This window comes from Micromonospora sp. WMMB482, assembly GCF_019038635.1.
GTDB lineage: Bacteria > Actinomycetota > Actinomycetes > Mycobacteriales > Micromonosporaceae > Micromonospora > Micromonospora marina.
In genome coordinates this window covers 3,566,811-3,585,996 of record NZ_JAHOPD010000020.1, presented here as the reverse complement: position 1 = coordinate 3,585,996, position 19,186 = coordinate 3,566,811, and the positions used below count along the sequence as shown (strand labels likewise).

Genomic DNA, 19,186 nt, shown 5'->3' with positions numbered 1-19,186 from the left:
TACCAAAGTCGACGCCTGCGGTGAACCGAGGTCGACGGCGGTGCCGACCGTCGGCCGCAGCGGGTGACCGGGTGGCCCCGGCAGGCTCGACGGCATGATCGAAGTCGACCAGCTCACCAAGCGGTACGGCCCGCACACCGCCGTCGAGGACGTCACGTTCCGGTGCGAACCGGGCTCGGTGACCGGTTTCCTCGGGCCGAACGGCGCCGGGAAGTCCACCACGATGCGGATGATCTGCGGGATGACGCCGCCCACCTCGGGCGGCGCCACAGTCGGCGGCCGCCCCTACCGGCACCTGCCCAACCCGGGGCGGGAGATCGGTGTGCTGCTCGACGCCTCGGCGCAGCACTCCGGGCGGACCGGGCGGGAGACGCTCACGCTCGCCGCTCGCACCATGGGCGTCGGCCGGGAGCGGGTGGCGGCGGTACTCGGCCAGGTCGGGCTGAACGACACCGCCGCCCGGCGCAGGGTCGGCGCGTACTCCCTGGGCATGCGGCAGCGGCTCGGCCTGGCGCTGGCGCTGCTGGGCGACCCCCGGGTGCTGATCCTGGACGAGCCGGCCAACGGCCTCGACCCGGAGGGGATCTTCTGGATGCGCGGCCTGCTGCGCGAGTTCGCCGACCGGGGCGGCACGGTGCTGCTCTCCTCGCACCTGCTGCGCGAGGTGGAGGCGGTGGCCGACCGGCTGGTGGTGATCGGCGGCGGCCGGGTGGTCGCCCAGGGCGGCAAGGACGAGCTGCTCGCCGGTGCCGGCACGCTCGTGCGGGCCCGCGACGCGCAGGCGCTGCGCCTGACGCTGGACCGGGCCGCGCTGCCCGCCACCGCCGGCACCGACGGCGGCTTCGTCGTCCGGGCCGAGCCGGGCGAGGTCGGTCAGGCCGCGGCGGAGGCCGGACTGGTCCTCACCGAGCTGCGGCCGGCCGGCAGCGGCGGCCTGGAACAACTCTTCCTCACCCTCACCGCCGGCGCGTCGACCAAGGAGGCCGTCCGATGACCACCACTGCCGTTCCGACCGCCCCGCCGCGGCACGAGCCGGCCGTCGCCGGCCCCTCGCTGGCCCGGCTGACCGCCGTGGAGCTGCGCAAGCTCGCCGACACCCGGGCCGGACGCTGGTTGCTGATCACGATCGGCCTGATCGCGGCCGTGATCGTGGTGGTGCAGCTGTTCGTCCTCGACGCGCCGGATCAGACGTTCACCGCCTTCTTCACGCCGTCGCTGCTGCCGGTCGGGCTGCTGCTGCCGGTGCTCGGCATCCTCTCGATCACCGGCGAGTGGTCGCAGCGCAGCGCGCTCACCACGTTCGCGCTGGTGCCCCGCCGAGAGCGGGTGATCGTCGCCAAACTCGCCGCGGTGGTGCTCGCCGCGCTCGCCTCGGTGGTGGTCAGCCTGGCGGTCGCCGCCGCGGGCACGCTCGCCGCCTCGGCCACCGGCGGGGCCGGCACCTGGACGTTCGACTGGCAACTGCTGCCGCACGCGGCCGTGTTCCAGGTGGCGAACGTGCTGATGGGCGCCGGTTTCGGTCTGCTGTTGCTGAACACGCCGCTGGCGATCGTCGCCTACCTGCTGCTGCCCACCGTGTGGAGCCTGCTGTCCGCGATGATCTCCGCGCTGCGCGAGCCGGCCCGCTGGCTGGACACCTCGCTCACCATGGAGCCGCTGCTCGGCGCCGAGATGACCGGCGGGCAGTGGGGCCGGCTTGGCGTGTCACTCGCCGTCTGGATGCTCCTGCCGCTTGCCGCCGGCCTGGTCCGCACGATGCGCCGGGAGGTGTCCTGACCGTGGCCGCCTGGCAGACCGGCGAGGACGTCGTGGTCGACGGCGGACGCGGCGAGCTGATGCTGATGTGGGCGGGCTTCCCGCTGTTCGGGGCGGGGCTGGGCGCCGGGCTGACCGCGCTGTCCGGCTGGATCGCCGGGCTGGCCTGGTTCCCGTTCCAGGGCCTGTTCGAGCTGCTCGACCGGTGGCCGGACGATCGGGCGTACCCGATCGGGGCCGGGGTGGGCCTGCTCGGCGGCCTGTTCCTGGCGGTGGTGGCGGTCCGCGAGCGGCTGACCGTCACGGTCGGGCACCGATCGGTACGGCTGCACCGCGACGGACACGGCCGGGACCTGGCGCGCGCCGACGTGGCGGGTGTGTTCGTCGACGGCAAGGCGCTGGTGCTGCTGGACACCGCCGGTGGCGAGCTGGCCCGGGAGAAGTCCGACCTGGACGCGGAGCGGTTGCGCGCGGCGTTCACCCGGCAGGGCTGGCCGTGGACCGGGCAGGATCCGCACCGGGACGCGTACCGGCGCTGGGTGGAGGGGCTGCCCGGCCTGCCACCCGGCGCGGACGCCCTGCTGCGTGCCCGGCAGCGGGCGCTCGACGGCGGTCACGACGCCGAGACCCGGGAGCTGCACGGGGAGTTGGCCCGGCTCGGCGTCGTGGTCCGCGACGAGGGCAAGCGGCAGTACTGGCGGCTGGCCGGCGGCCCGCCGCCGGGGTGACCGCCGCCGCAGGCTGCGGGCTCAGGCGACGATGACCACCACGGCCAGCGCGGCGAAGACGGCGGACAGCGCCGCGCCGGTCCAGCGCCGCCACGGTGGTGCCCCGGCCACGAGGGGCAACCCGCGCCACCGCTGCACGGCGGGCACCACGGCGGCCCCGGCGAGCGCGGCGCCGAGCGGCCAGAGCCAGCCCGGCACCACCGACCAGTCGCCGAGCCGATGGCCGAGGCCGAGCGAGACCACCGCCCAGATCCCGTCGGAGAGCACCGTCACCCGGTCCTTTCCGCGCTGCGCGGTGCTCCACAGGGACATCCCGCCGAGGAACGTGAACGCCAGCGCGAGCGCCGCGCCGATCCATCCGTCCAGGCCGGTCGACTCGTCCGCCGCGTCACCGCGGACGTCGAGCAGCCGCAGGCCGATCGGATCGACATCGCGTGTGGTGTTGCCGAGTACCACCACGCCCCGGTCGGCGGCCCGGTCGAAGCCCAGGTACGCCCGGAAGCCGCCGGTGCCCCCGTTGTGCCAGACGATTTCCCGGTCGCCGTGGCGGCTGGTGAACCAGCCGTACCCGATCCGCCGGTCGTCCCCGGCATCGAAGCGGGGCGTGGCGGCGTCGGCGCCGGGGGCCGTGCCGGCGAGCATCGCGGCGGTGAGCCGGGCCAGGTCCTCGGCAGTGGACCACACTCCGATGCCGGCCGGGGCGTATCCCACGCCCAGCCAGGGATCGGCGCCCCGGCCGGCGGCGGTGGAGCCCTCGGCACGCCCGGGCGGTAGGTCCCCGGCGTCGGTGGCGACCAGGGTGCCGGCCATGCCGAGGGGATCCAGCACGTCCCGCCGGAGCAGTGCCGGATAGTCGGCACCGGCCCGGGCCGCCAGCGCCCGGCCGAGCAGAGCGGCGCCGAAGTTCGAGTAGGACACGGTGCCCCGGTCGCCGGGGTCGGCGCTCCCGGCGGCGGCGACGATCCGCTCCACGTCGTAGCCGGTGTACGCGTTCCCGGCGGTTGCCGCCGCCCACCACGTGCTGATCATCGCGCCCGGTGAGTCGAGTGCCAGCCGGGGCAGCCCGGACCGGTGACTGGCCAGCTCGGCGAGTGTGACCTCACCGGCCGGACCGGTCACCCCGGGCAGGACGGCGCCCAGCCGGTCGTCGGGACCGATCGCGCCGGACGCCGCCTGCCGGGCGAGGAGCATGCCGGTGAGCGGCTTGGCGATCGAGCCGATCTCGAACGGCGTGCCCGGTTCGACGGCCGGCCCGCCCGGAGCCCGCTCGCCGAGGCCCGCGACGCGGACCCGGCCGCCCTCGATCACCGCCACCGCGAGCCCGCGCAGGCCCTCGGTGTCGTCGACGGCGGCGCGGACGGTCGCGGCCAGATCCGGGTCGCCGGTCCGCTCCGGGCCGAGGTGCGGGGCCACGGGCATCAGGACCGTCGCCGCAGCCGCCGCGACGAGTCCGGCGGCGGCGAGAACGATCGGGGTACGCATGGTGCTGCCTTTCGTCGGGGTGGATGGCCGGGTCAGCGGCGGGCGGCGGTGAGGACGGCCAGCAGTGGCACCACCCGCTCGGGCGGGATGTCGTAGCGCCCGCGGGCGCCGCTGCGCAGCCAGCCCGCGGCGGCGAGCTGCCGCAGGTGGTGGTGGAGCTGACCGGTGGTGCCGATCCCGTCGAGGCCGGCCAGTTCGGCGGTGCCGTGCCGCCCGCCGAGGATCTCGCGCAGCAGCCGCAGCCGCACCGGATGTGCCAGCGCTGTGAGCGTGCCGGCCAGTGCGGGCCAGTCGTCGTCGAGCAGGTCGTCGACTGTGGCGCCGTACTGCCAGTCGTAGTGCCGGTCCCCGGTGCGGACGGTGCCGGTGTAGAGCACCGCGCCGGCGCCGTCGTCGGGAATCCGCCGCTTCAGGCCGTCGAGTGCCCAGAAGACGTCCTCCGGTGTGACCTCGGTCTCCGTGCGGGTGACGGCCCGCTCGCCGGCGAGCCGGCCCACCTGCGCCTCCAGGACCGCCAGCCGTTCCTCCACGCTTGCCACGACAGCCACGGTACGGAAGTACGTACTTACGTGCAAACGAACAAACGCGCGGAGCTGCCGATTCCGTGACTTCCGCTGGCGCGTTTCCGGCATCAGAGCGAACCGTTCGGGCATGTTCTCCGTACACAGGTGTGGTTCGTGACGTCTACCTCGGAGGCATGGTGTCCGCACTTCGAACTGATCCATTCGCGGGGGCGATTCTCCAGGTCGGCGTACTGGCGGCCCTGGCCGGCACGGTCGGCCTGAGCGCGTACGGCCGGCTGGCCGGTCTGCTCTTCGGGGTGGTGACGGTCGCGGCACTCGGCTACGGGCTGCGCCGCTCGGGCGCGGACCGGCTCGGGCCGGCCGACTGGGTGACGCTCACCCGGGCGACGCTGACCGGTGGGGTGTTCGCGTTGACAGTCGACTCGTTCCGCGAGCCGATCGTGGTGCCGGTGCTGGTCGTGCTGAGCGCCGTGGCGCTCTCCCTCGACTGGGTCGACGGGCAGGTGGCCCGGCGCACCGGCACAGCGAGCGCGCTGGGCGCCCGGTTCGACATGGAGGTCGACTCCTTCCTCGTCCTGGTCCTCTGCGGGTACGTCGCCGACCAGGTGGGCGCGTGGGTGCTGGTGATCGGCGCGATGCGGTACGTCTTCGTCGCCGCCGGCTGGGTGCTGCCGTGGATGCGCGGCTCGCTGCCACCGCGCTACTGGCGCAAGGTGGTGGCCGCCACGCAGGGCATCGCGCTGGCGGTGGTGGCGGCGGGTGTCCTGCCCCGCCTGCTGGCCGTCGCGGTGCTCCTCGGCGCGCTCGCGCTGCTCGTCGAGTCGTTCGGCCGTGACGTCGGCTGGCTGAGGCGGCACCGCGCCCGGCCGGCACCGCGCCCGGTGGCGCTCCCGGCCGCGCCGGTCTCCCCCGCGCCGGTGCATCACCGGTCCGAGTGGACGCCGGGCGTGCGGATCACGCGCCAGCCCGCCGAGGTCGGCGGGCGGCGCCGGTGACCGCCCTGTCCCGCCGGGCGGACGGCGACGACGCTCCGAACGGCACCGCGAACAACGGCACCGCGAACGACGACACCGCGAACGACGACACGACGACCGACGGCACGACGACCGACGGCACGACGACCGACGGCATGACGGCCGGGACCGACGGCGCCACGAGCGACCCGGGCGACCGTGCCACGTCCGAGGCCGGTCCGGTCGACCGCGTCCCCCACGACACAGTGGCCGGCGACGACGGCATCGTGGCGTCCGGCGGACGGCGGTTCCGGCGGGTGCTCACCGCCACGGTCACCGCGCTGGCCGCCGTGCTCGTGCTGGTGGCACTCGTCGCGCCGAGCGACGTCAACCGGTTCAGCCCCGGCGCGTTCCTGCGCATCCCGGTGGAAGGGCTGATCGCCGTCGCCCTGCTGCTGGTCCTGCCGGCACGTCCGCGCCGCGTGGTGGCCACGATCCTCGGCGCGCTGCTCGGCCTGGTCCTCGTCCTCAAGGTCGCCGACCTGGGGTTCTCGCTGGTCCTGGACCGCCCCTTCGACCTGATCGCCGACTGGACGTTCCTCGGCGCGGGCGCGGAGTTCCTGTCCGAGTCGTACGGTCGCGCCGCCGAGGTGGGCGCGGTGGCGCTGGCGGTGGCCGCCGCTCTCGCCGTACCGCTGCTGGTGACGCTTTCGGTGCGGCGGCTGACCCGGGTCGTGGTCGCCCACCGGACGGTGACCGCGCGCGCGACCACGGCGTTCGCCGCCGCCTGGGTGGTCTGCGCCGTGCTCGGCGCGCAGATCGTGCCGGGCGTCCCGGTCGCCGCCGACACGGTGGCGGCCGGTCTCTACGACCGGGCCCGGCAGGTACGGGCGGGCCTCAACGACCAGGAGACCCTGAACACGCAGCTCGCCGGAGACCAGTTCCAGAACGTGCCGGGCGACGAGCTGCTGACCGCCCTGCGCGGCAAGGACGTCCTGTTCACGTTCGTGGAGAGCTACGGCCGGGTCGCGCTGGAGGATCCGGACCTCGCGCCGGAGGTGGACGCCGTCCTGGACGAGGGAACGCGGCAGTTGCGAGCGGCCGGCTACGGCAGCCGCAGCGCGTTCCTCACCTCCTCCACCACCGGCGGCGGGAGCTGGCTCGCGCACGCCACGCTGATGAGCGGCATCCGGGCGGACAACCAGTTGCGCTACACAAACCTCGTGCGCAGCGACCGCCTGACCCTCAACGGCGCGTTCAAGCGGGCCGGCTGGCGGACCTCGCTCGTCATGCCGGCGCTCACCCGGGCGTGGCCGGAGGCCGAGTTCTTCTCCCCCGACCAGGTGTACGGCGCCAGGGAACTCGGCTACCGGGGACCGCTGTTCAGCTTCTCCTCGCCACCTGACCAGTACACGCTCTCGGCGTTCCAGCGCATCGAGCGCACGCCCGGTCACCCCCCGGTGATGGCCGAGATCCCGCTGCTGTCCAGCCACGTGCCGTGGACGCCGATACCGCCGCTGGTCGACTGGGACGACGTCGGCGACGGCTCGGTGTACAAGGGGACGGCGCGCGCCGACCGCTCGGCGGAGGGCACCCGGGAGGGGTACCGGCGGGCGGTGGTCTACTCGCTACGCACGCTGATCTCCTACGTGCAGCGGTACGGCGACGAGAACCTGGTGCTCGTGTTCCTCGGCGACCACCAGCCGGCCAGGGCGGTCACCGGTGAGGGCGCCGGCAAGGACGTGCCGATCACCGTCGTCGCGAAGGACCCGGCGGTGCTCGACCGCATCGCCGGGTGGGGCTGGCAGGACGGCCTCAACCCCGACCCGCAGGCCCCGGTCTGGCCGATGGAGTCCTTCCGCGACCGGTTCCTGAACGCGTTCGGGCCGAAGCCCACCACTCACAGTTAGGGATGTCGTGACGATGCTCGCTCGGGCCTGGGGGATCACCCGTTCCCTGGCCGTCTACCACGGTCAGCCGGCCAAGCACCGGCGCGCCCGGCAGCTCTACGGGCAGTTCCTCTCCCCCGGCGACCTCGGCTTCGACATCGGTGCCCACGTCGGCGGCCGGGTGCGTACCTGGCGGCGGTTGGGTGCGCGCGTGGTCGCGGTGGAGCCGCAGCCGGACTGCCTGCGGGTGCTGCGCCTGGGCTTCGGGCGGGACGCCGACGTGATGATCGAGCCGACAGCCGTCGGGGCGCGGTCCGGGAGCGCGCGGCTGGAGCTGTCCAGCGCGACGCCGACGGTCTCCACCATGTCGTCCTCGTGGATCGAGTCGGTCACCGCCGATCCGAGCTTCGCCGGCGTCCGGTGGGACCGGTCGGTCGAGGTGCCGGTGGTGACGCTGGACGACCTGATCGCGCGGCACGGCGTACCGGCGTTCTGCAAGGTCGACGTCGAGGGCTTCGAGGTCGACGTGCTGGCCGGGCTCAGCCGTCCGGTGCGCGGGCTGTCCTTCGAGTACCTGCCGCCCGCGCACGACGCCGCGCTGGCCGCGCTGGATCTGGTGGAACGGCTCGGCGCGACGGCGGGCGGCTACCGCTACAACTACTCGCCGGTGGAGACCATGCGGTTCGCGAGTGACAGGTGGCTGGACGCGGCCGGGCTGGTGCGCCTGCTGGAGACGTATCGCCCGGCCGGTCGTTCCGGCGACGTCTACGCCCGGCTGGCGTCCTCCTGAGCGCCACCGCGCCACCGGCCACCGCGCCCGGCTGGCACGAACACCTGCTGACCGTGTGCCGGCAGCACGGTTTCGTCCCGGCCCGGGTCCGCCCCGCGCGCCACCCGGAGTTCCTGTTCGGCCTGCTCCTCGTCGGCGGCGCGGTCGCCGTCGAGCCCGCCGCGCTGGCCCGCCGGGAACCACGTGTCGCCCGGCGACCGATCACCGGCACGCCGTTGGTCCGGCGGGTCTCCGCGGCCGGCCGGGACGAAAAGTTGGCCCGGTGACCTCCCGCAGTTCACCGCATTCCGACTAGCATCGCTGATCATGAATATCAAGCGCGTCACCCGCTCGCGACCCGGGCGGTTGGTCGCGGCGGTCGTGCTCGCCGTCGCGGTCGGGATCCCACTCGGCGTGACCGGCGCCGCGTCGGCCGCGACGCCCCTGACCGTGGCGCAGGCGCTCGCCGCCCAGGACGGCCGGACGGCCACCGTCACCGGCTACGTCATCGGCCAGCCCACCGCCACCGCCACGGTGCTCACCTCCGGCTTCACCGCCGATACCGCTATCGCCCTCGCCGACCAGGCGGGCGAGACCGGCACCGCCCGGATGCTGTACGTGCAGGTGACGGCCGCCTGGCGGAGCACCTTCGGGCTGCTCACCAACCCGTCGCTGCGGGGACGGCAGGTGACAGCCACCGGCACGCTCACCGCGTACTTCAGCCATGGCGGGCTGAAGAACCCGACCGCGATGAGCCTCGGCGGCGGCACCACGCCGAGTCCCGCGCCGACCCCGGGCCCGACCGGCACCGCCGGGCCGGACGCGTACTACGCGAGCGCGGCCGGCAGGACCGGGCCGGCGCTGCGCACCGCGCTGCACGGCATCATCAGGGTGCAGACGAAACTCAGCTACGACCAGGTGTGGGACGCGCTCAAGGACACCGACCAGGATCCGGCCAACCCGGCCAACGTGATCCTGCTCTACAGCGGACGCTCGCAGAGCAAGACCAGCAACGGCGGCGGCGCGGACGACTGGAACCGGGAGCACGTCTGGGCCAAGTCGCACGGCGACTTCGGCACCGCCACCGGCCCCGGCACCGACGTGCACCACCTGCGGCCGGAGGACGTGTCGGTCAACTCGTTGCGCGGCAACAAGGACTTCGACGCGGGCGGCGGCGCGGTGGCCGAGGCGCCCGGCTGCCACACCGACTCCGACTCGTTCGAGCCGCGCGACGCGGTGAAGGGCGACGTGGCCCGCATGATCCTCTACATGGCGATCCGGTACGAGGGCGGCGACGGCTGGCCGGACCTGGAACCGAACGACTCGGTCTCCAACGGCTCCGCGCCCCGGCTCGGGCGGCTGTCGAAGCTGCTGGCCTGGAACGACCAGGATCCGCCGGACGCCTTCGAGAAGCGCCGCAACCAGCGCATCTACGAGCGCTGGCAGGGCAACCGGAACCCGTTCGTCGACCACCCCGAGTGGGCGCGCTCGATCTGGGGTTGACGCTCGTCCCCGATGTGAAGAAGCGTGGCCAGCGGGTAGAGACATCCGGTTGGCACGGCCGGGGGCGGTCGGCACGGACGCGCCCGGGCACCGCACGATCGGAGATGAGGCTCTCATGGCCCAGAACGGCATTCCCGACATCGCACTCAACGACGGCAACACCATCCCGCAACTCGGCTTCGGTGTCTTCCAGATCGAGCCGAAGGACACCGCCCGGGCGGTCGGCGCCGCGCTGGAGGTCGGCTACCGGCACATCGACACCGCCCAGATGTACGGCAACGAGGCCGAGGTGGGTCAGGCGCTGCGCGCCTCCGGGCTGGACCGCGGCGAGGTCTTCGTCACCAGCAAGCTGAACAACGGCTTCCACCGCCCGGACGACGCCCGCAAGGCGTTCGAGCAGTCACTGCGGGAGCTGAAGTTCGACTACCTCGACCTGTTCCTGATCCACTGGCCGCTACCCACCCGCTACGACGGCGACTTCGTATCCACCTGGAAGGTGCTGGAGGAGCTGCGTGACGCGGGCACGGTCCGGTCGATCGGCGTGTCCAACTTCCAGGTCGCGCACCTGGAGCGGCTGGCCGCCGAGGCGGACGTGGTGCCGGCGGTCAACCAGATCGAGGCGCACCCCTATTTCGGCAACGAGGAGGTGCGGGCGTACGACAGGGCGCACGGCATCGCCACCGAGGCGTGGTCGCCGATCGCGCAGGGCAAGGTGCTCGGCGACCCGACAGTCGTCGACGTCGCCGAGCAGGTCGGCCGGACCCCGGCCCAGGTGGTGCTGCGCTGGCACGTGCAGCGCGGCGACATCGTCTTCCCGAAGTCGACCACCCCGAAGCGGATCGAGGAGAACTTCGCGATCTTCGACTTCACGCTCGACGACGCCGCGATGGAGCGGCTCACCTCGCTGGACCGGGGCGAGGCCGGCCGGACCGGCCCGAACCCGGACGAGTTCGACTACATCCCGAGCTGAGCGTCACGCGTCGGAGGGGCCCCGGAATCCCGGGGCCCCTCCGTTGTTGACTTCGCGCGCACTCGAAGGGGCAGGGTGACCGGCAAAGCTCCGACGGGGAGGAAGACATGCGCTACCGCACCATCGGCACGGACCCGGCCACCCGCCGCGAGGTCAGCGTGCTCAGCCTCGGCGCGATGCTGTTCGGCACCGCCACCGACGAGGCCACCTCGTTCGCCATCCTCGACCGGTACGTCGAGGCGGGCGGCACCTTCATCGACACCTCGGACAACTACGCCTTCTGGCACAACGGGGGCCAGGGTGGCGAGAGCGAGGAGCTGCTCGGCCGCTGGCGGCGCAGCCGCGGCATCGGCGGCGAGGTGGTCATCGCCACGAAGCTCGGTGCCCGTCCGCTCGCGCCCGGCACCAGCTACGTCGACAACCCGGAGGGGCTGTCGGCCAAGGTGATCCGCGAGTCCGCCGAGCGCAGCCGGGAGCGCCTCGGCGTCGAGCGGATCGACCTGCTCTACGCCCACATCGAGGACCGGACGATCCCGATGCGGGAGACGGTGGAGGGCTTCGCCGAGCTGGTCGCCGAGGGCACCGTCGGGTTGCTGGGCGCCAGCAACCACCGCGCCTGGCGGGTCGAGCGGGCCCGCGCGCTCGCCGCCGGGGCCGGCCTGCCCGGGTACGAGGTGCTCCAGTACCACCGCAGCTACCTGCCCCGGCGCCTGGACGTGCCGAGCGAGCTGGACCCGGACGGCGACGTCGGCTGGGTCGGCCCCGACCTGCTCAGCTACCTGCGCACGGAGCCGCAGCTCACGCTGGTCGCGTACTCGCCGCTGCTGAAGGGCGCGTACGTCCGGCCGGAGCGGCTCGGCGAGGAGTACGTGCTGCCCGCCACCCCGGCCCGGCTGGCGGCGCTGCGGGCGGTGGCCGACGAGACCGGCGCCACCGTGAACCAGGTGGTGCTGGCCTGGCTGATGGGCGGGGAGCAGCCGTCCGTCCCGCTCGTCGGCTTCTCGTCGGTGGCGCAGCTGGAGGAGAGCCTGGCCGCCGTCGACCTGGAGCTGACCGCCGAGCAGCGGACCCGGCTGGACTCGGCACGCTGACCGGCGCCGAGCCGGGCGGCCGACACGCCGCCGGGCCCGGCCGGTCAACGGAATCGCCACCGCCAGATCGGATCTGGCGGGCCGTCTGGCGCCCTTAGGGTGAGGCCGGCACACCACCACAGCTTCCCGGCCTCGTTGAAACAGGCGATCGGTCTGGCGGCACGCCGCCTGTCGAGGACATCGACGACGAGAGGTAGCGATTCATGAGCAACCGGAACACCGGCCTGGCCGTCGAGGCCGAGGGCCTGGTCCGGTCCTTCGGTTCGACCCGGGCACTCGACGGGCTGGACCTGCGGGTTCCCGCCGGCACCGTGTACGGCGTGCTGGGCCCGAACGGCGCCGGGAAGACCACCGCCGTACGGGTGCTGGCGACGCTGTTGCGCCCGGACGGCGGCACGGCCCGGGTCTTCGGGCACGACGTGGTGCGTGACGCCGACGCGGTGCGCTCCCGGGTGAGCCTGACCGGCCAGTACGCCTCGCTGGACGAGGACCTGACCGGGGCGGAGAACCTGGTCCTGCTGGGCCGGCTGCTCGGGCTGGGCCGGGCGGGCGCCCGGGTCCGGGCCGAGCAGTTGCTCGCCGCGTTCGGGCTGACCGATGCGGCGGGACGGCAGGTGAAGAAGTACTCCGGCGGGATGCGGCGGCGCATCGACATCGCCGCGAGCATCCTCAACACCCCGGATCTGCTGTTCCTCGACGAGCCCACCACCGGGCTGGACCCGCGCAGTCGCAACCAGGTGTGGGCGATCGTGCGGGCGGTGGTGGCGTACGGCACGACGGTGCTGCTGACCACGCAGTACCTGGACGAGGCGGATCAGCTCGCCGGCCGGATCGCTGTGGTCGACCACGGCCGGGTGATCGCGGAGGGCACCCCGGGCGAGTTGAAGGCGTCGATCGGCGCGGGCAGCGTCCACATCCGGCTGCGCGATCCGGAGCAGCGGCCGCAGGCCGAGCAGGTGCTGCGGGCGTCGCTCGGCGTACCGGTGCAGCTGGCCGCGGACCCGGCGGCGCTGACCGCCCGCGTCGGCGAGGACGGCACCGACCTGGAGGCCGGTACGCAGGCGGCGCGGGCGCTCGGTGAGCTGGCCGCCGCCGGCATCGTGGTGGACGACTTCTCCCTCGGCCAGCCCAGCCTGGACGAGGTCTTCCTGGCCCTGACCGACCACCCGGCCGTCCCGGCGGACGAGCGGGACGACGAACTGGAGGCGGCGCGATGAGCGACACCGCGATCACCACCGGGCGGGCGCCGTCCGTCTACATGCCGTCCACCGAGGCGCTGGCCACGGTGCTCGCTCCGGCCGAGCGGCCGGCCCGGCCCAGCGCGCTGTCGGCGTCGCTGACGTTCGGCTGGCGCGCGCTGCTGAGGATCAAGCACGTGCCGGAGCAGCTGTTCGACGTGACCGCGTTCCCGATCATCATGGTGCTGATGTTCACGTACCTGTTCGGTGGCGCGCTCGCCGACAGCCCGCGTGCGTACCTCCAGTTCTTCCTGCCCGGCATCATGGTCACGAGCGTCGTGATGATCACCATGTACACCGGGATCGGGCTGAACAGCGACATCGAGAAGGGCGTCTTCGACCGGATCCGTACGCTGCCGGTCTGGCGGCCGGCGGCGCTCGTCGGGATGATCTTCGGTGACGTGCTGCGCTACGTCCTGGCCGCCGTGGTCATCCTCACCGTGGGCGTGGTGCTCGGCTTCCGTCCCGACGGCGGGCTGCTCGGGGTGCTGGCCGGGATCGGGCTGCTGGTGGTCTTCTCGTTCGCGTTCTCCTGGGTGTGGACGTTCTTCGGCCTGGTGCTGCGCAGCGAGAAGTCGGTGATGGGGACCAGCATGATGGTGCTGTTCCCGCTGACGTTCCTGAGCAACGTGTTCGTCGACCCGTCCACCATGCCCGGCTGGCTGCAGGCGTTCGTCAAGGTCAACCCGATCACCCAGCTCGTCACCTCGGTCCGTGCCGCGATGGCCGGCACGATGGACGGCCCGAGCACCATGTGGATGCTGCTCTGGAGCGCCCTCTTCGTGGTCGTGTTCGGCACGCTGACCATGTACCGCTACAACCGGCGCTGACGTGACACGGTGGCGGGGTCCACGCGGCCCCGCCACCTCGTCGGTCAGAGCCGCCAGGGCACCGGCTCGGCCGGCCGGTAGCGGCAGGCGCCGCCGGTGGTGACCGACTCACGCAGGTGGGCGGCGAGCGCCGGATGCCGCTCGCCGATGCGGCGCAGCGTGTCCCGGATCCGCCCGGTCACCGCCTTGCGCGCCCGTTCCGCCTGGTCGCCGAGACGCCGGCTGCGCCCGGCCAGGCCGGCGGCGGCCCGCAACTGGTCGAGCAGCGCCGCGCGCTCGGCGTCCAGCTCGGCCAGCCGCCGCCCGTCGTCGCGCGCCGCCGCCCGGTCGATCTCGTCGTCGAGCCGCCGCAGGTGCCGGCGGTAGCGGGCCTTCGCCTCGTCGTCGAGCACCGGATCGGCGCCGAGGCGGCGCGCGGCGACGAGTTCCGGGCCCGCCGCCGGGTCGAGCAACTCGACGGCGGGCACGTCCATGCCGGGCCGGCTCAGCAGCAGCCGCAGGTCGTGCAGCCCTTTGGCGTCGGGCAGGTGCACCACGACGCCGTCGTACGCGAGGCGCCACACCGGCCCGTCCGGCCGGAACTCCGGCCGGACCACGGCCGCGCCTGCCACGACGGGGTCCGGCGGCCGCGCTTTCCCATGGACCACACCTGCCCGGGACAGACCCGACGCGGCGCGGCGGCCCGCCTGCGACGACGCGGCGACCAGAGCCGGCGCGCCCGCGCCGAGCCGGGCCGCCACCGGCGCGACCACTGTGGAGGCCGCCGCCGGGGCGGGCTCCGTCGCGCCCAGCCGGTCCACCACCTGGGCCATGCCCAGCGCCCGCGCCTCGGCCACCGTCTCGGTCCGCAGCCGCCACGCCTCGGCCGCGTCGCCCGGCCCGTCGCGCCCGGCGAGCGCGCCCACCAGCCCGGCCCGGGCCAGCACCGACCAGGGCCGGGCGCCCAGGCGGTCCGCGGCCTCCCGCGCCGCCGTGTAACAGTCGATCGCGTCGTCCCACCGGCCCGCGGCCGCGTCCACCACGGCCAGCCACAGGTCGACCGGGCCGCCGATGTCGCACCCGAACAACGCCGCCGTCCACTGCCCGCGGTGCGGGGCCAGAGCGGCCCGCACCTCCGCGCACCGGACCGGGTCGCCGTCCACGGCCGCCGCCTGCGACCGCAGGCGCAGCCACAGCGGCGACACCGACCGGGGGTACGCGGTGCCGGCGGCCTCGATCGCGGCGGTGAGCCGCAGCACCGTGGCCGCGTCGCCGCGCTCGGCGGCGGTGATCGCCCGGAGCAGCTCGGCCTGCGGGTGCGCGGCACCCATCCGGTCGAGCACCGCCTCGGCCTCGGTGACGCGGCCGTACAACAGCAGCACCGACCAGCGCATGTGGTGCGTCATGAACGCGTGGTCGGAGTGCGCCGACTCGCGGTAGCTCTCCGCCTCGGCGAAGCACGCCTCGGCGGCGGCGAGGTCACCCTGGAACGCCGCGATGATCGCGCTGTCCGCTGTCGCCGCCACCCGCTGCCGGGCCACGTCACCGCGTTGCGCACCGGTCACGAACGCGGCCAGCTCGTGCCGGTAGCCCGGATCACCGAGCTCCAGCAACGCGACCCAGCGCAGCGCCGTGGCCCACAGCTCGGTCTCCCGGTCGCCGCCGCGGCGGGCCACCTCCCGGATCTCGGCGGTGACCACGGCCCGTTCCTGCGCGGTGCCGAGCCCCCAGGTGGTGTCGTGGCGGGCCCACAGGCTGAAGGTGAGCGCCTCGTCGTCGCGGCCGTGCCGGGCGAGCGTCTCGGTGGCCGTGATCAGGTCGGTGACCAGCGCGCGTACCGGCCGCTCCGGCTCCGGGTCCGCGATCAACCGCCGGTACGCCTCGCGGACCAGTTCGGCGGCGTCGAGCCGGCGGCGGGTGGCGGAGTGCTGCCGGTGCGCGATGAGCGCCACCCGGGTCAGCACGCCGGGATCGGGCAGCTCCCGGGCCAGCGCGGCGGCCTCGGCCAGCAGCCGCTCGACCTCGGCGGGCGGGCCGGCGTGGTGCAGCAGCCCGGCCAGTTCCAGCAGTACCCGGACCCGCCGGCCGGGCTCGCCGGTCAGTTCCAGCGCGCGCCGGTAGTGGCGTACCGACTCGTCCACGGCGATCCGGCCCCCGGCATCGCGGGCGGCGGCCAGCAGCAGGTCACCGGCGCGTTGCGACGTCAGCTCGGCGCCGGCCAGCCAGGCGTGCCGGGCCAGGTGGGCCGGGCTGAGCGTGCCGGCCAGCGCGTCCGACCGGTCGACGGCCCGGACCACAGCCGCGTGTCGGGCCCGCCGTTCACCGTCGGCCAGTCCGTCGTAGAGGGTCTCGCGGACCAGGTCGTGCACGAAGACGAATCGTCCGCCGTCGCGGGGCAGCACCAGCCGGGCCGCGGCGGCGCGGCCGAGCAGCCGGTCGACCTGTGCGACCGGAGCGGGTACGCAGGCGGCGAGCGTCCCTGTGTCGAACTCGCGGCCGAGCACCGCGGCCACTGTGAGCGCTTCGACCACTCCGGCGGGCAGTTGGTCGAGCCGGCGGCGCACCACCTCCCGTACGCCGGGAGCGACGGTGTCGGTGAGGCCGTGGGTGTGCCACAGCCGGGCGGTCTGCTCCACGAAGAACGGGTTCCCGCCGGTGCGCCGGTGCACCTCGTCGACCAGGCTCGCGGCGGGCTCCCGGCCGGCGGTACGGGCCATCAGTGCGGCCACCTCGGCGCGGTCGAGCCCGGCGAGCGTGACGGTGGTGGCCTTGGCGGTGAGCGGCAGCAGCCACGGCCGCAGCGGGTGCTCGACCGACTCGACTTCGGCGTCCCGGTAGGTGCCGATCAGCAGCAGCCGCTCGAACCAGGCGTGCTGGGTGACGAACTGGAGCAGCCGCAGCGACGCCGGGTCGGCCCAGTGCAGGTCGTCGAGGACCACGGTGACCGGCCGGTGCTGGGCGACGGCGACCAGGGCGGCGGTCACCGCGTCGTGCCTGTCGAACTCGGCCCGCCCGGCGTCACCCGGCTCGGTCGTGTCGCCGGCCGCGTGCTCGCCCAGCAGTGCCGCCAGGCCGGCGCCGGCCGCCTCCCGCACGCCGCGCGGGTCGTCGGCGGACCGGGCCAGCCGCCGCAACACCTGCACCCAGGGCCAGTAGTCGGGGGCGGTGTCGGAGTCCCAGCAGGCGGCGCCGAGCACCAGTGCTCCGGCGCGGCGGGCCTCGTCGGCGGCGGCCGAGACCAGCGTGGTCTTGCCGATGCCCGGCTCGCCGGTGACCAGGACGAGACCGCCGTGGCTGTCGACCAGCCGGGCCACCTCGGCGCGCAGCAGCGCGGCGGGATGCTCCCGCCCGATGATCTCCGGCCCGAACCGCGGCTCCATGACCTCACGACGCTAGTCGAAAGGTCTGACAAAGAGGGGGCCGCTCAGAGCCGCGCGTCGGTGACGACGTGCGCGCACGCCGGGCAGGCGGCCGGTCCCTGCTCGGCGAACCACCGGCAGGTACGCCGGATCGCGCACTTCGGCAGCGTCTCCTCCGCGGGCGGCGCGGTCTCGGCGTACGAGGCGGCCATCCGGGCGCCCAGCCCGCAGTGCGAGCCGGTCCAGAAGCCGCAGGACGAGGTGACGCACGGGCCGGCGAGCCGGGCGCGCGACTCGATCGGCTCGTCGGAGCCGCCGAGCCCGGCGAGCGCCACCTCGGCCGGTGCGGCCGGGGTCACGTAGGCCACCCGGCCCGCCGGAGTGATCATGCCGAGGAACACAGTGGCGTTCGACGCCGGGGTGCTCGGGCACATCCGCTCCGGCGTGCCGGCCGGCCGGGTGGTGTCGGTCACCGCTGGATCCAGAACCCGATGTCGTTGATCTTCTGGCCGAGCTCCTGGGCGAACGGGCCGTCGATGACCCAGAGGCCGTACCACTCGGGGCGCAGCTTGATGTTGCCGTGGCCGACGGTCAGCGGGTTGGTCAGCTTGGCGTCGGCGGTACGCAGCGCGGCCAGGCCGGCCTTCTGGATCTCCGCGGCGATCAGTGTCTGCTGCTCGGGGCTCAGGTCGACGCCGTCGACCACGAAGCGGAACTCGTTGCGGGCCATGTGCTTCCTCCGGTCACTCGTACGATTCGGTGCCCAGCCCGCGACGCAGGCTGGTGCGGGTGAAGGCCGCCCAGCCGGCGTGCGAGGCGGCGTCAATGCGGTGCCCGGCACGGGCGAGCACCCGAGCGGCGTGCTCCGCCCAGCGGCCGGCGGTCGCCGCCGCGTCGCCCCACAGCTCGCGGCAGGCCGCGACCGCGAAGGCGACCTGTTCCGGCGCGCCGGTGAACCCGGCGGGTCCGTCGGCGACCCGGATCGTGCCGTCCGGGCGGACCCGCACGCTCGGGAAGTGGTGGTGCAGGCTGGCCAGCGTGGCCAGGTGGGTGGCGTCCCGCCGGCCGGCGGCGAAGCCGGCGCGCAGCTCGTCGTCGTCGCGGCGGTGCCGGATGGCGTGCAGGACCAGCGCGTCGCCGGCCGCCTCGATCCGGGCGACCACCTGCACCGGCGCGCTCCAGGCCGACGGCGAGTTCGCCGACCAGAACGCCAGCCAGGCGGCGAGCCGGGCGTGGAAGTCGGCCTGGACGGCGACCGGGAGCGCTGACCCGTCGGGCGCGCGCAGCGCGGCGGCGGCGATGCGGTCCCGGGTGACGAGCGGCGTCGCGGGGCGGCTCGGAGCGGCCGCCGCGGCACCGGTGGTGGAGGCGACGGCCAGGCCGGTCACGGTGACCGCCGAGGCCGCCGCCGCGCCGGCGAGCAGTCGCCGACGGTCGAGCGGTTGTCCGTTGTCGTTCATCGTCGGCCCTTCGTCGACGGCAGTGGCCTGACGGTATCGACCGGAAGCGATCAGAAAAACACCCTGCGTGACGGGAGGCCGACAGGAAAACCGGGGATACCCGGCGGCGTGAACGACTGTTCCTGTGCCCGGTTCACGCACCACCCGTCCGGACGGACGGTCAGGCCCGGAGCAACCCGGCCACGGCCCGCTGCGCGTGCACGACAGTCGCCGCCGGCAGGTCGAGCGCCCAGAGCGCGGCGGCCAGGTAGTCCAGGACGCGCCAGCACTGCTCCCCGGTCAGCGGCGACCGCCGCGGTCCACCGAGGACCGGCCCAGCGGCGTCCGCGGGCCCGCCGTCCGGACTCCGCCCCATCCCGCGCAGCGCCGCGTCCAGCCGGGCGGTGAGCAGCGCGGCGAGCCGCCGGCGGTCCACCCCGATCAGGTACGGCGCCAGCTCCGCGTCGGCCGCGATCAGCCGCAGCCAGCGGTGCACCGCCGCGCGCACGGCGACCGGGCCGAGCCGGTCGGAAGGCTCGCGGGAACAGGTCACCAGCTCCGTGGTCCGCACGACCAGGGGTACGGATGATCGAGCCCGGTCAGTTCACCGCAACGCTTGATATCGATGATTGCCGATATATAGGCTGGCGGCGTTCCGCTCACCCCCCATCCCAAGG

At 74.3% G+C, this 19,186-nt stretch carries 19 protein-coding genes; 12 read left to right on the top strand and 7 right to left on the bottom strand.

The genetic code is table 11. The features are described 5' to 3' along the window. Positions 1-94 precede the first annotated feature (94 nt). The 3 genes from KSK32_RS18070 to KSK32_RS18060 are packed head-to-tail and all read left to right on the top strand — an operon-like array spanning position 95 to position 2,483. The gene (locus KSK32_RS18070; protein WP_216932270.1) at positions 95-994 is read left to right on the top strand and encodes an ABC transporter ATP-binding protein; all 900 of its coding nucleotides are present in this window, start codon (positions 95-97) and stop codon (positions 992-994) included. Beyond that, complete coding sequence (locus KSK32_RS18065) at positions 991-1,776, top strand: ABC transporter permease (protein WP_216932269.1); 786 nt, start codon at positions 991-993, stop codon at positions 1,774-1,776. The genes KSK32_RS18070 and KSK32_RS18065 overlap by 4 nt, the downstream gene beginning before the upstream one ends. A 2-nt stretch (positions 1,777-1,778) precedes the next feature. Then, complete coding sequence (locus tag KSK32_RS18060; protein WP_216932268.1) at positions 1,779-2,483, top strand: hypothetical protein; 705 nt, start codon at positions 1,779-1,781, stop codon at positions 2,481-2,483. A gap of 21 nt (positions 2,484-2,504) precedes the next feature. On the opposite strand, the gene KSK32_RS18055 is transcribed toward KSK32_RS18060, so the two are convergent. Further along, positions 2,505-3,965, bottom strand: coding sequence for a serine hydrolase (locus tag KSK32_RS18055; protein WP_216932267.1), 1,461 nt, complete (start codon positions 3,963-3,965; stop codon positions 2,505-2,507). A gap of 32 nt (positions 3,966-3,997) precedes the next feature. Beyond that, positions 3,998-4,504: a helix-turn-helix transcriptional regulator gene (locus KSK32_RS18050; RefSeq protein WP_289256312.1), complete on the bottom strand. Its 507-nt coding sequence runs from the start codon at positions 4,502-4,504 to the stop codon at positions 3,998-4,000. A 158-nt stretch (positions 4,505-4,662) separates the two neighbouring features. Here KSK32_RS18050 and KSK32_RS18045 point away from each other — a divergent pair, with 158 nt between their 5' ends. The 9 genes from KSK32_RS18045 (at position 4,663) to KSK32_RS18005 (ending at position 13,732) form a co-directional block, all read left to right on the top strand. Continuing rightward, on the top strand, positions 4,663-5,484 hold the full coding sequence (locus KSK32_RS18045) for a CDP-alcohol phosphatidyltransferase family protein (RefSeq protein WP_254187105.1): 822 nt from the start codon (positions 4,663-4,665) through the stop codon (positions 5,482-5,484). Beyond that, the gene (locus KSK32_RS18040; RefSeq protein ID WP_216932266.1) at positions 5,481-7,352 is read left to right on the top strand and encodes a sulfatase; all 1,872 of its coding nucleotides are present in this window, start codon (positions 5,481-5,483) and stop codon (positions 7,350-7,352) included. Before KSK32_RS18045 ends, KSK32_RS18040 begins: the two co-directional genes overlap by 4 nt. Positions 7,353-7,365: 13 nt before the next feature. Next, entirely contained in the window at positions 7,366-8,121 is a 756-nt protein-coding gene (locus KSK32_RS18035; RefSeq protein ID WP_216936186.1) for an FkbM family methyltransferase, read from the top strand. Between the two features lie 53 nt (positions 8,122-8,174). Next, the gene (locus KSK32_RS18030; protein WP_254187104.1) at positions 8,175-8,387 is read left to right on the top strand and encodes a hypothetical protein; all 213 of its coding nucleotides are present in this window, start codon (positions 8,175-8,177) and stop codon (positions 8,385-8,387) included. Between the two features lie 40 nt (positions 8,388-8,427). Beyond that, positions 8,428-9,603, top strand: a complete 1,176-nt coding sequence (locus tag KSK32_RS18025; RefSeq protein WP_216932265.1) for an endonuclease — start codon at positions 8,428-8,430, stop codon at positions 9,601-9,603. Positions 9,604-9,718: 115 nt separating this feature from the next. Beyond that, on the top strand, positions 9,719-10,573 hold the full coding sequence (locus tag KSK32_RS18020; protein ID WP_216932264.1) for an aldo/keto reductase: 855 nt from the start codon (positions 9,719-9,721) through the stop codon (positions 10,571-10,573). Positions 10,574-10,680: 107 nt separating this feature from the next. Beyond that, positions 10,681-11,664 carry an aldo/keto reductase gene (locus tag KSK32_RS18015; RefSeq protein ID WP_216932263.1) on the top strand — a complete coding sequence of 328 codons (984 nt, stop codon included), beginning with the start codon at positions 10,681-10,683 and terminating at the stop codon, positions 11,662-11,664. Positions 11,665-11,867: 203 nt separating this feature from the next. Further along, positions 11,868-12,881, top strand: coding sequence for an ATP-binding cassette domain-containing protein (locus KSK32_RS18010; RefSeq protein WP_216932262.1), 1,014 nt, complete (start codon positions 11,868-11,870; stop codon positions 12,879-12,881). Continuing rightward, entirely contained in the window at positions 12,878-13,732 is an 855-nt protein-coding gene (locus KSK32_RS18005; RefSeq protein ID WP_216932261.1) for an ABC transporter permease, read from the top strand. Before KSK32_RS18010 ends, KSK32_RS18005 begins: the two co-directional genes overlap by 4 nt. A 44-nt stretch (positions 13,733-13,776) precedes the next feature. Here the strand turns inward: KSK32_RS18005 and KSK32_RS18000 are convergent, their stop codons facing one another. The 5 genes from KSK32_RS18000 to KSK32_RS17980 all read right to left on the bottom strand — a co-directional run bounded on the left by KSK32_RS18000 (position 13,777) and on the right by KSK32_RS17980 (position 19,080). Next, complete coding sequence (locus tag KSK32_RS18000) at positions 13,777-17,091, bottom strand: AAA family ATPase (protein WP_216932260.1); 3,315 nt, start codon at positions 17,089-17,091, stop codon at positions 13,777-13,779. A 44-nt stretch (positions 17,092-17,135) separates the two neighbouring features. Beyond that, positions 17,136-17,543 (bottom strand): hypothetical protein, encoded by a 408-nt coding sequence (locus tag KSK32_RS17995; RefSeq protein WP_216932259.1) that lies wholly within the window; start codon positions 17,541-17,543, stop codon positions 17,136-17,138. Further along, positions 17,540-17,800 carry a hypothetical protein gene (locus KSK32_RS17990; protein WP_216932258.1) on the bottom strand — a complete coding sequence of 87 codons (261 nt, stop codon included), beginning with the start codon at positions 17,798-17,800 and terminating at the stop codon, positions 17,540-17,542. The genes KSK32_RS17995 and KSK32_RS17990 overlap by 4 nt, the downstream gene beginning before the upstream one ends. A gap of 13 nt (positions 17,801-17,813) precedes the next feature. Further along, complete coding sequence (locus KSK32_RS17985) at positions 17,814-18,530, bottom strand: hypothetical protein (protein WP_216932257.1); 717 nt, start codon at positions 18,528-18,530, stop codon at positions 17,814-17,816. A gap of 160 nt (positions 18,531-18,690) precedes the next feature. Beyond that, positions 18,691-19,080, bottom strand: coding sequence for a globin (locus KSK32_RS17980; protein WP_289256308.1), 390 nt, complete (start codon positions 19,078-19,080; stop codon positions 18,691-18,693). Positions 19,081-19,186 lie beyond the last annotated feature (106 nt).

Excerpts from the sequence above, each read along its gene's own strand:
- KSK32_RS18070 (WP_216932270.1), top strand. The coding sequence starts at position 95 with ATGATCGAAGTCGACCAGCTCACCAAGCGGTACGGCCCGCACACCGCC.
- KSK32_RS18065 (WP_216932269.1), top strand. The coding sequence starts at position 991 with ATGACCACCACTGCCGTTCCGACCGCCCCGCCGCGGCACGAGCCGGCC.
- KSK32_RS18055 (WP_216932267.1), bottom strand. The coding sequence starts at position 3,965 with ATGCGTACCCCGATCGTTCTCGCCGCCGCCGGACTCGTCGCGGCGGCT.
- KSK32_RS18045 (WP_254187105.1), top strand. The coding sequence starts at position 4,663 with ATGGTGTCCGCACTTCGAACTGATCCATTCGCGGGGGCGATTCTCCAG.
- KSK32_RS18035 (WP_216936186.1), top strand. The coding sequence starts at position 7,366 with ATGCTCGCTCGGGCCTGGGGGATCACCCGTTCCCTGGCCGTCTACCAC.
- KSK32_RS18025 (WP_216932265.1), top strand. The coding sequence starts at position 8,428 with ATGAATATCAAGCGCGTCACCCGCTCGCGACCCGGGCGGTTGGTCGCG.
- KSK32_RS18020 (WP_216932264.1), top strand. The coding sequence starts at position 9,719 with ATGGCCCAGAACGGCATTCCCGACATCGCACTCAACGACGGCAACACC.
- KSK32_RS18015 (WP_216932263.1), top strand. The coding sequence starts at position 10,681 with ATGCGCTACCGCACCATCGGCACGGACCCGGCCACCCGCCGCGAGGTC.
- KSK32_RS18010 (WP_216932262.1), top strand. The coding sequence starts at position 11,868 with ATGAGCAACCGGAACACCGGCCTGGCCGTCGAGGCCGAGGGCCTGGTC.
- KSK32_RS18005 (WP_216932261.1), top strand. The coding sequence starts at position 12,878 with ATGAGCGACACCGCGATCACCACCGGGCGGGCGCCGTCCGTCTACATG.
- KSK32_RS18000 (WP_216932260.1), bottom strand. The coding sequence starts at position 17,091 with ATGGAGCCGCGGTTCGGGCCGGAGATCATCGGGCGGGAGCATCCCGCC.
- KSK32_RS17990 (WP_216932258.1), bottom strand. The coding sequence starts at position 17,800 with ATGGCCCGCAACGAGTTCCGCTTCGTGGTCGACGGCGTCGACCTGAGC.
- KSK32_RS17985 (WP_216932257.1), bottom strand. The coding sequence starts at position 18,530 with ATGAACGACAACGGACAACCGCTCGACCGTCGGCGACTGCTCGCCGGC.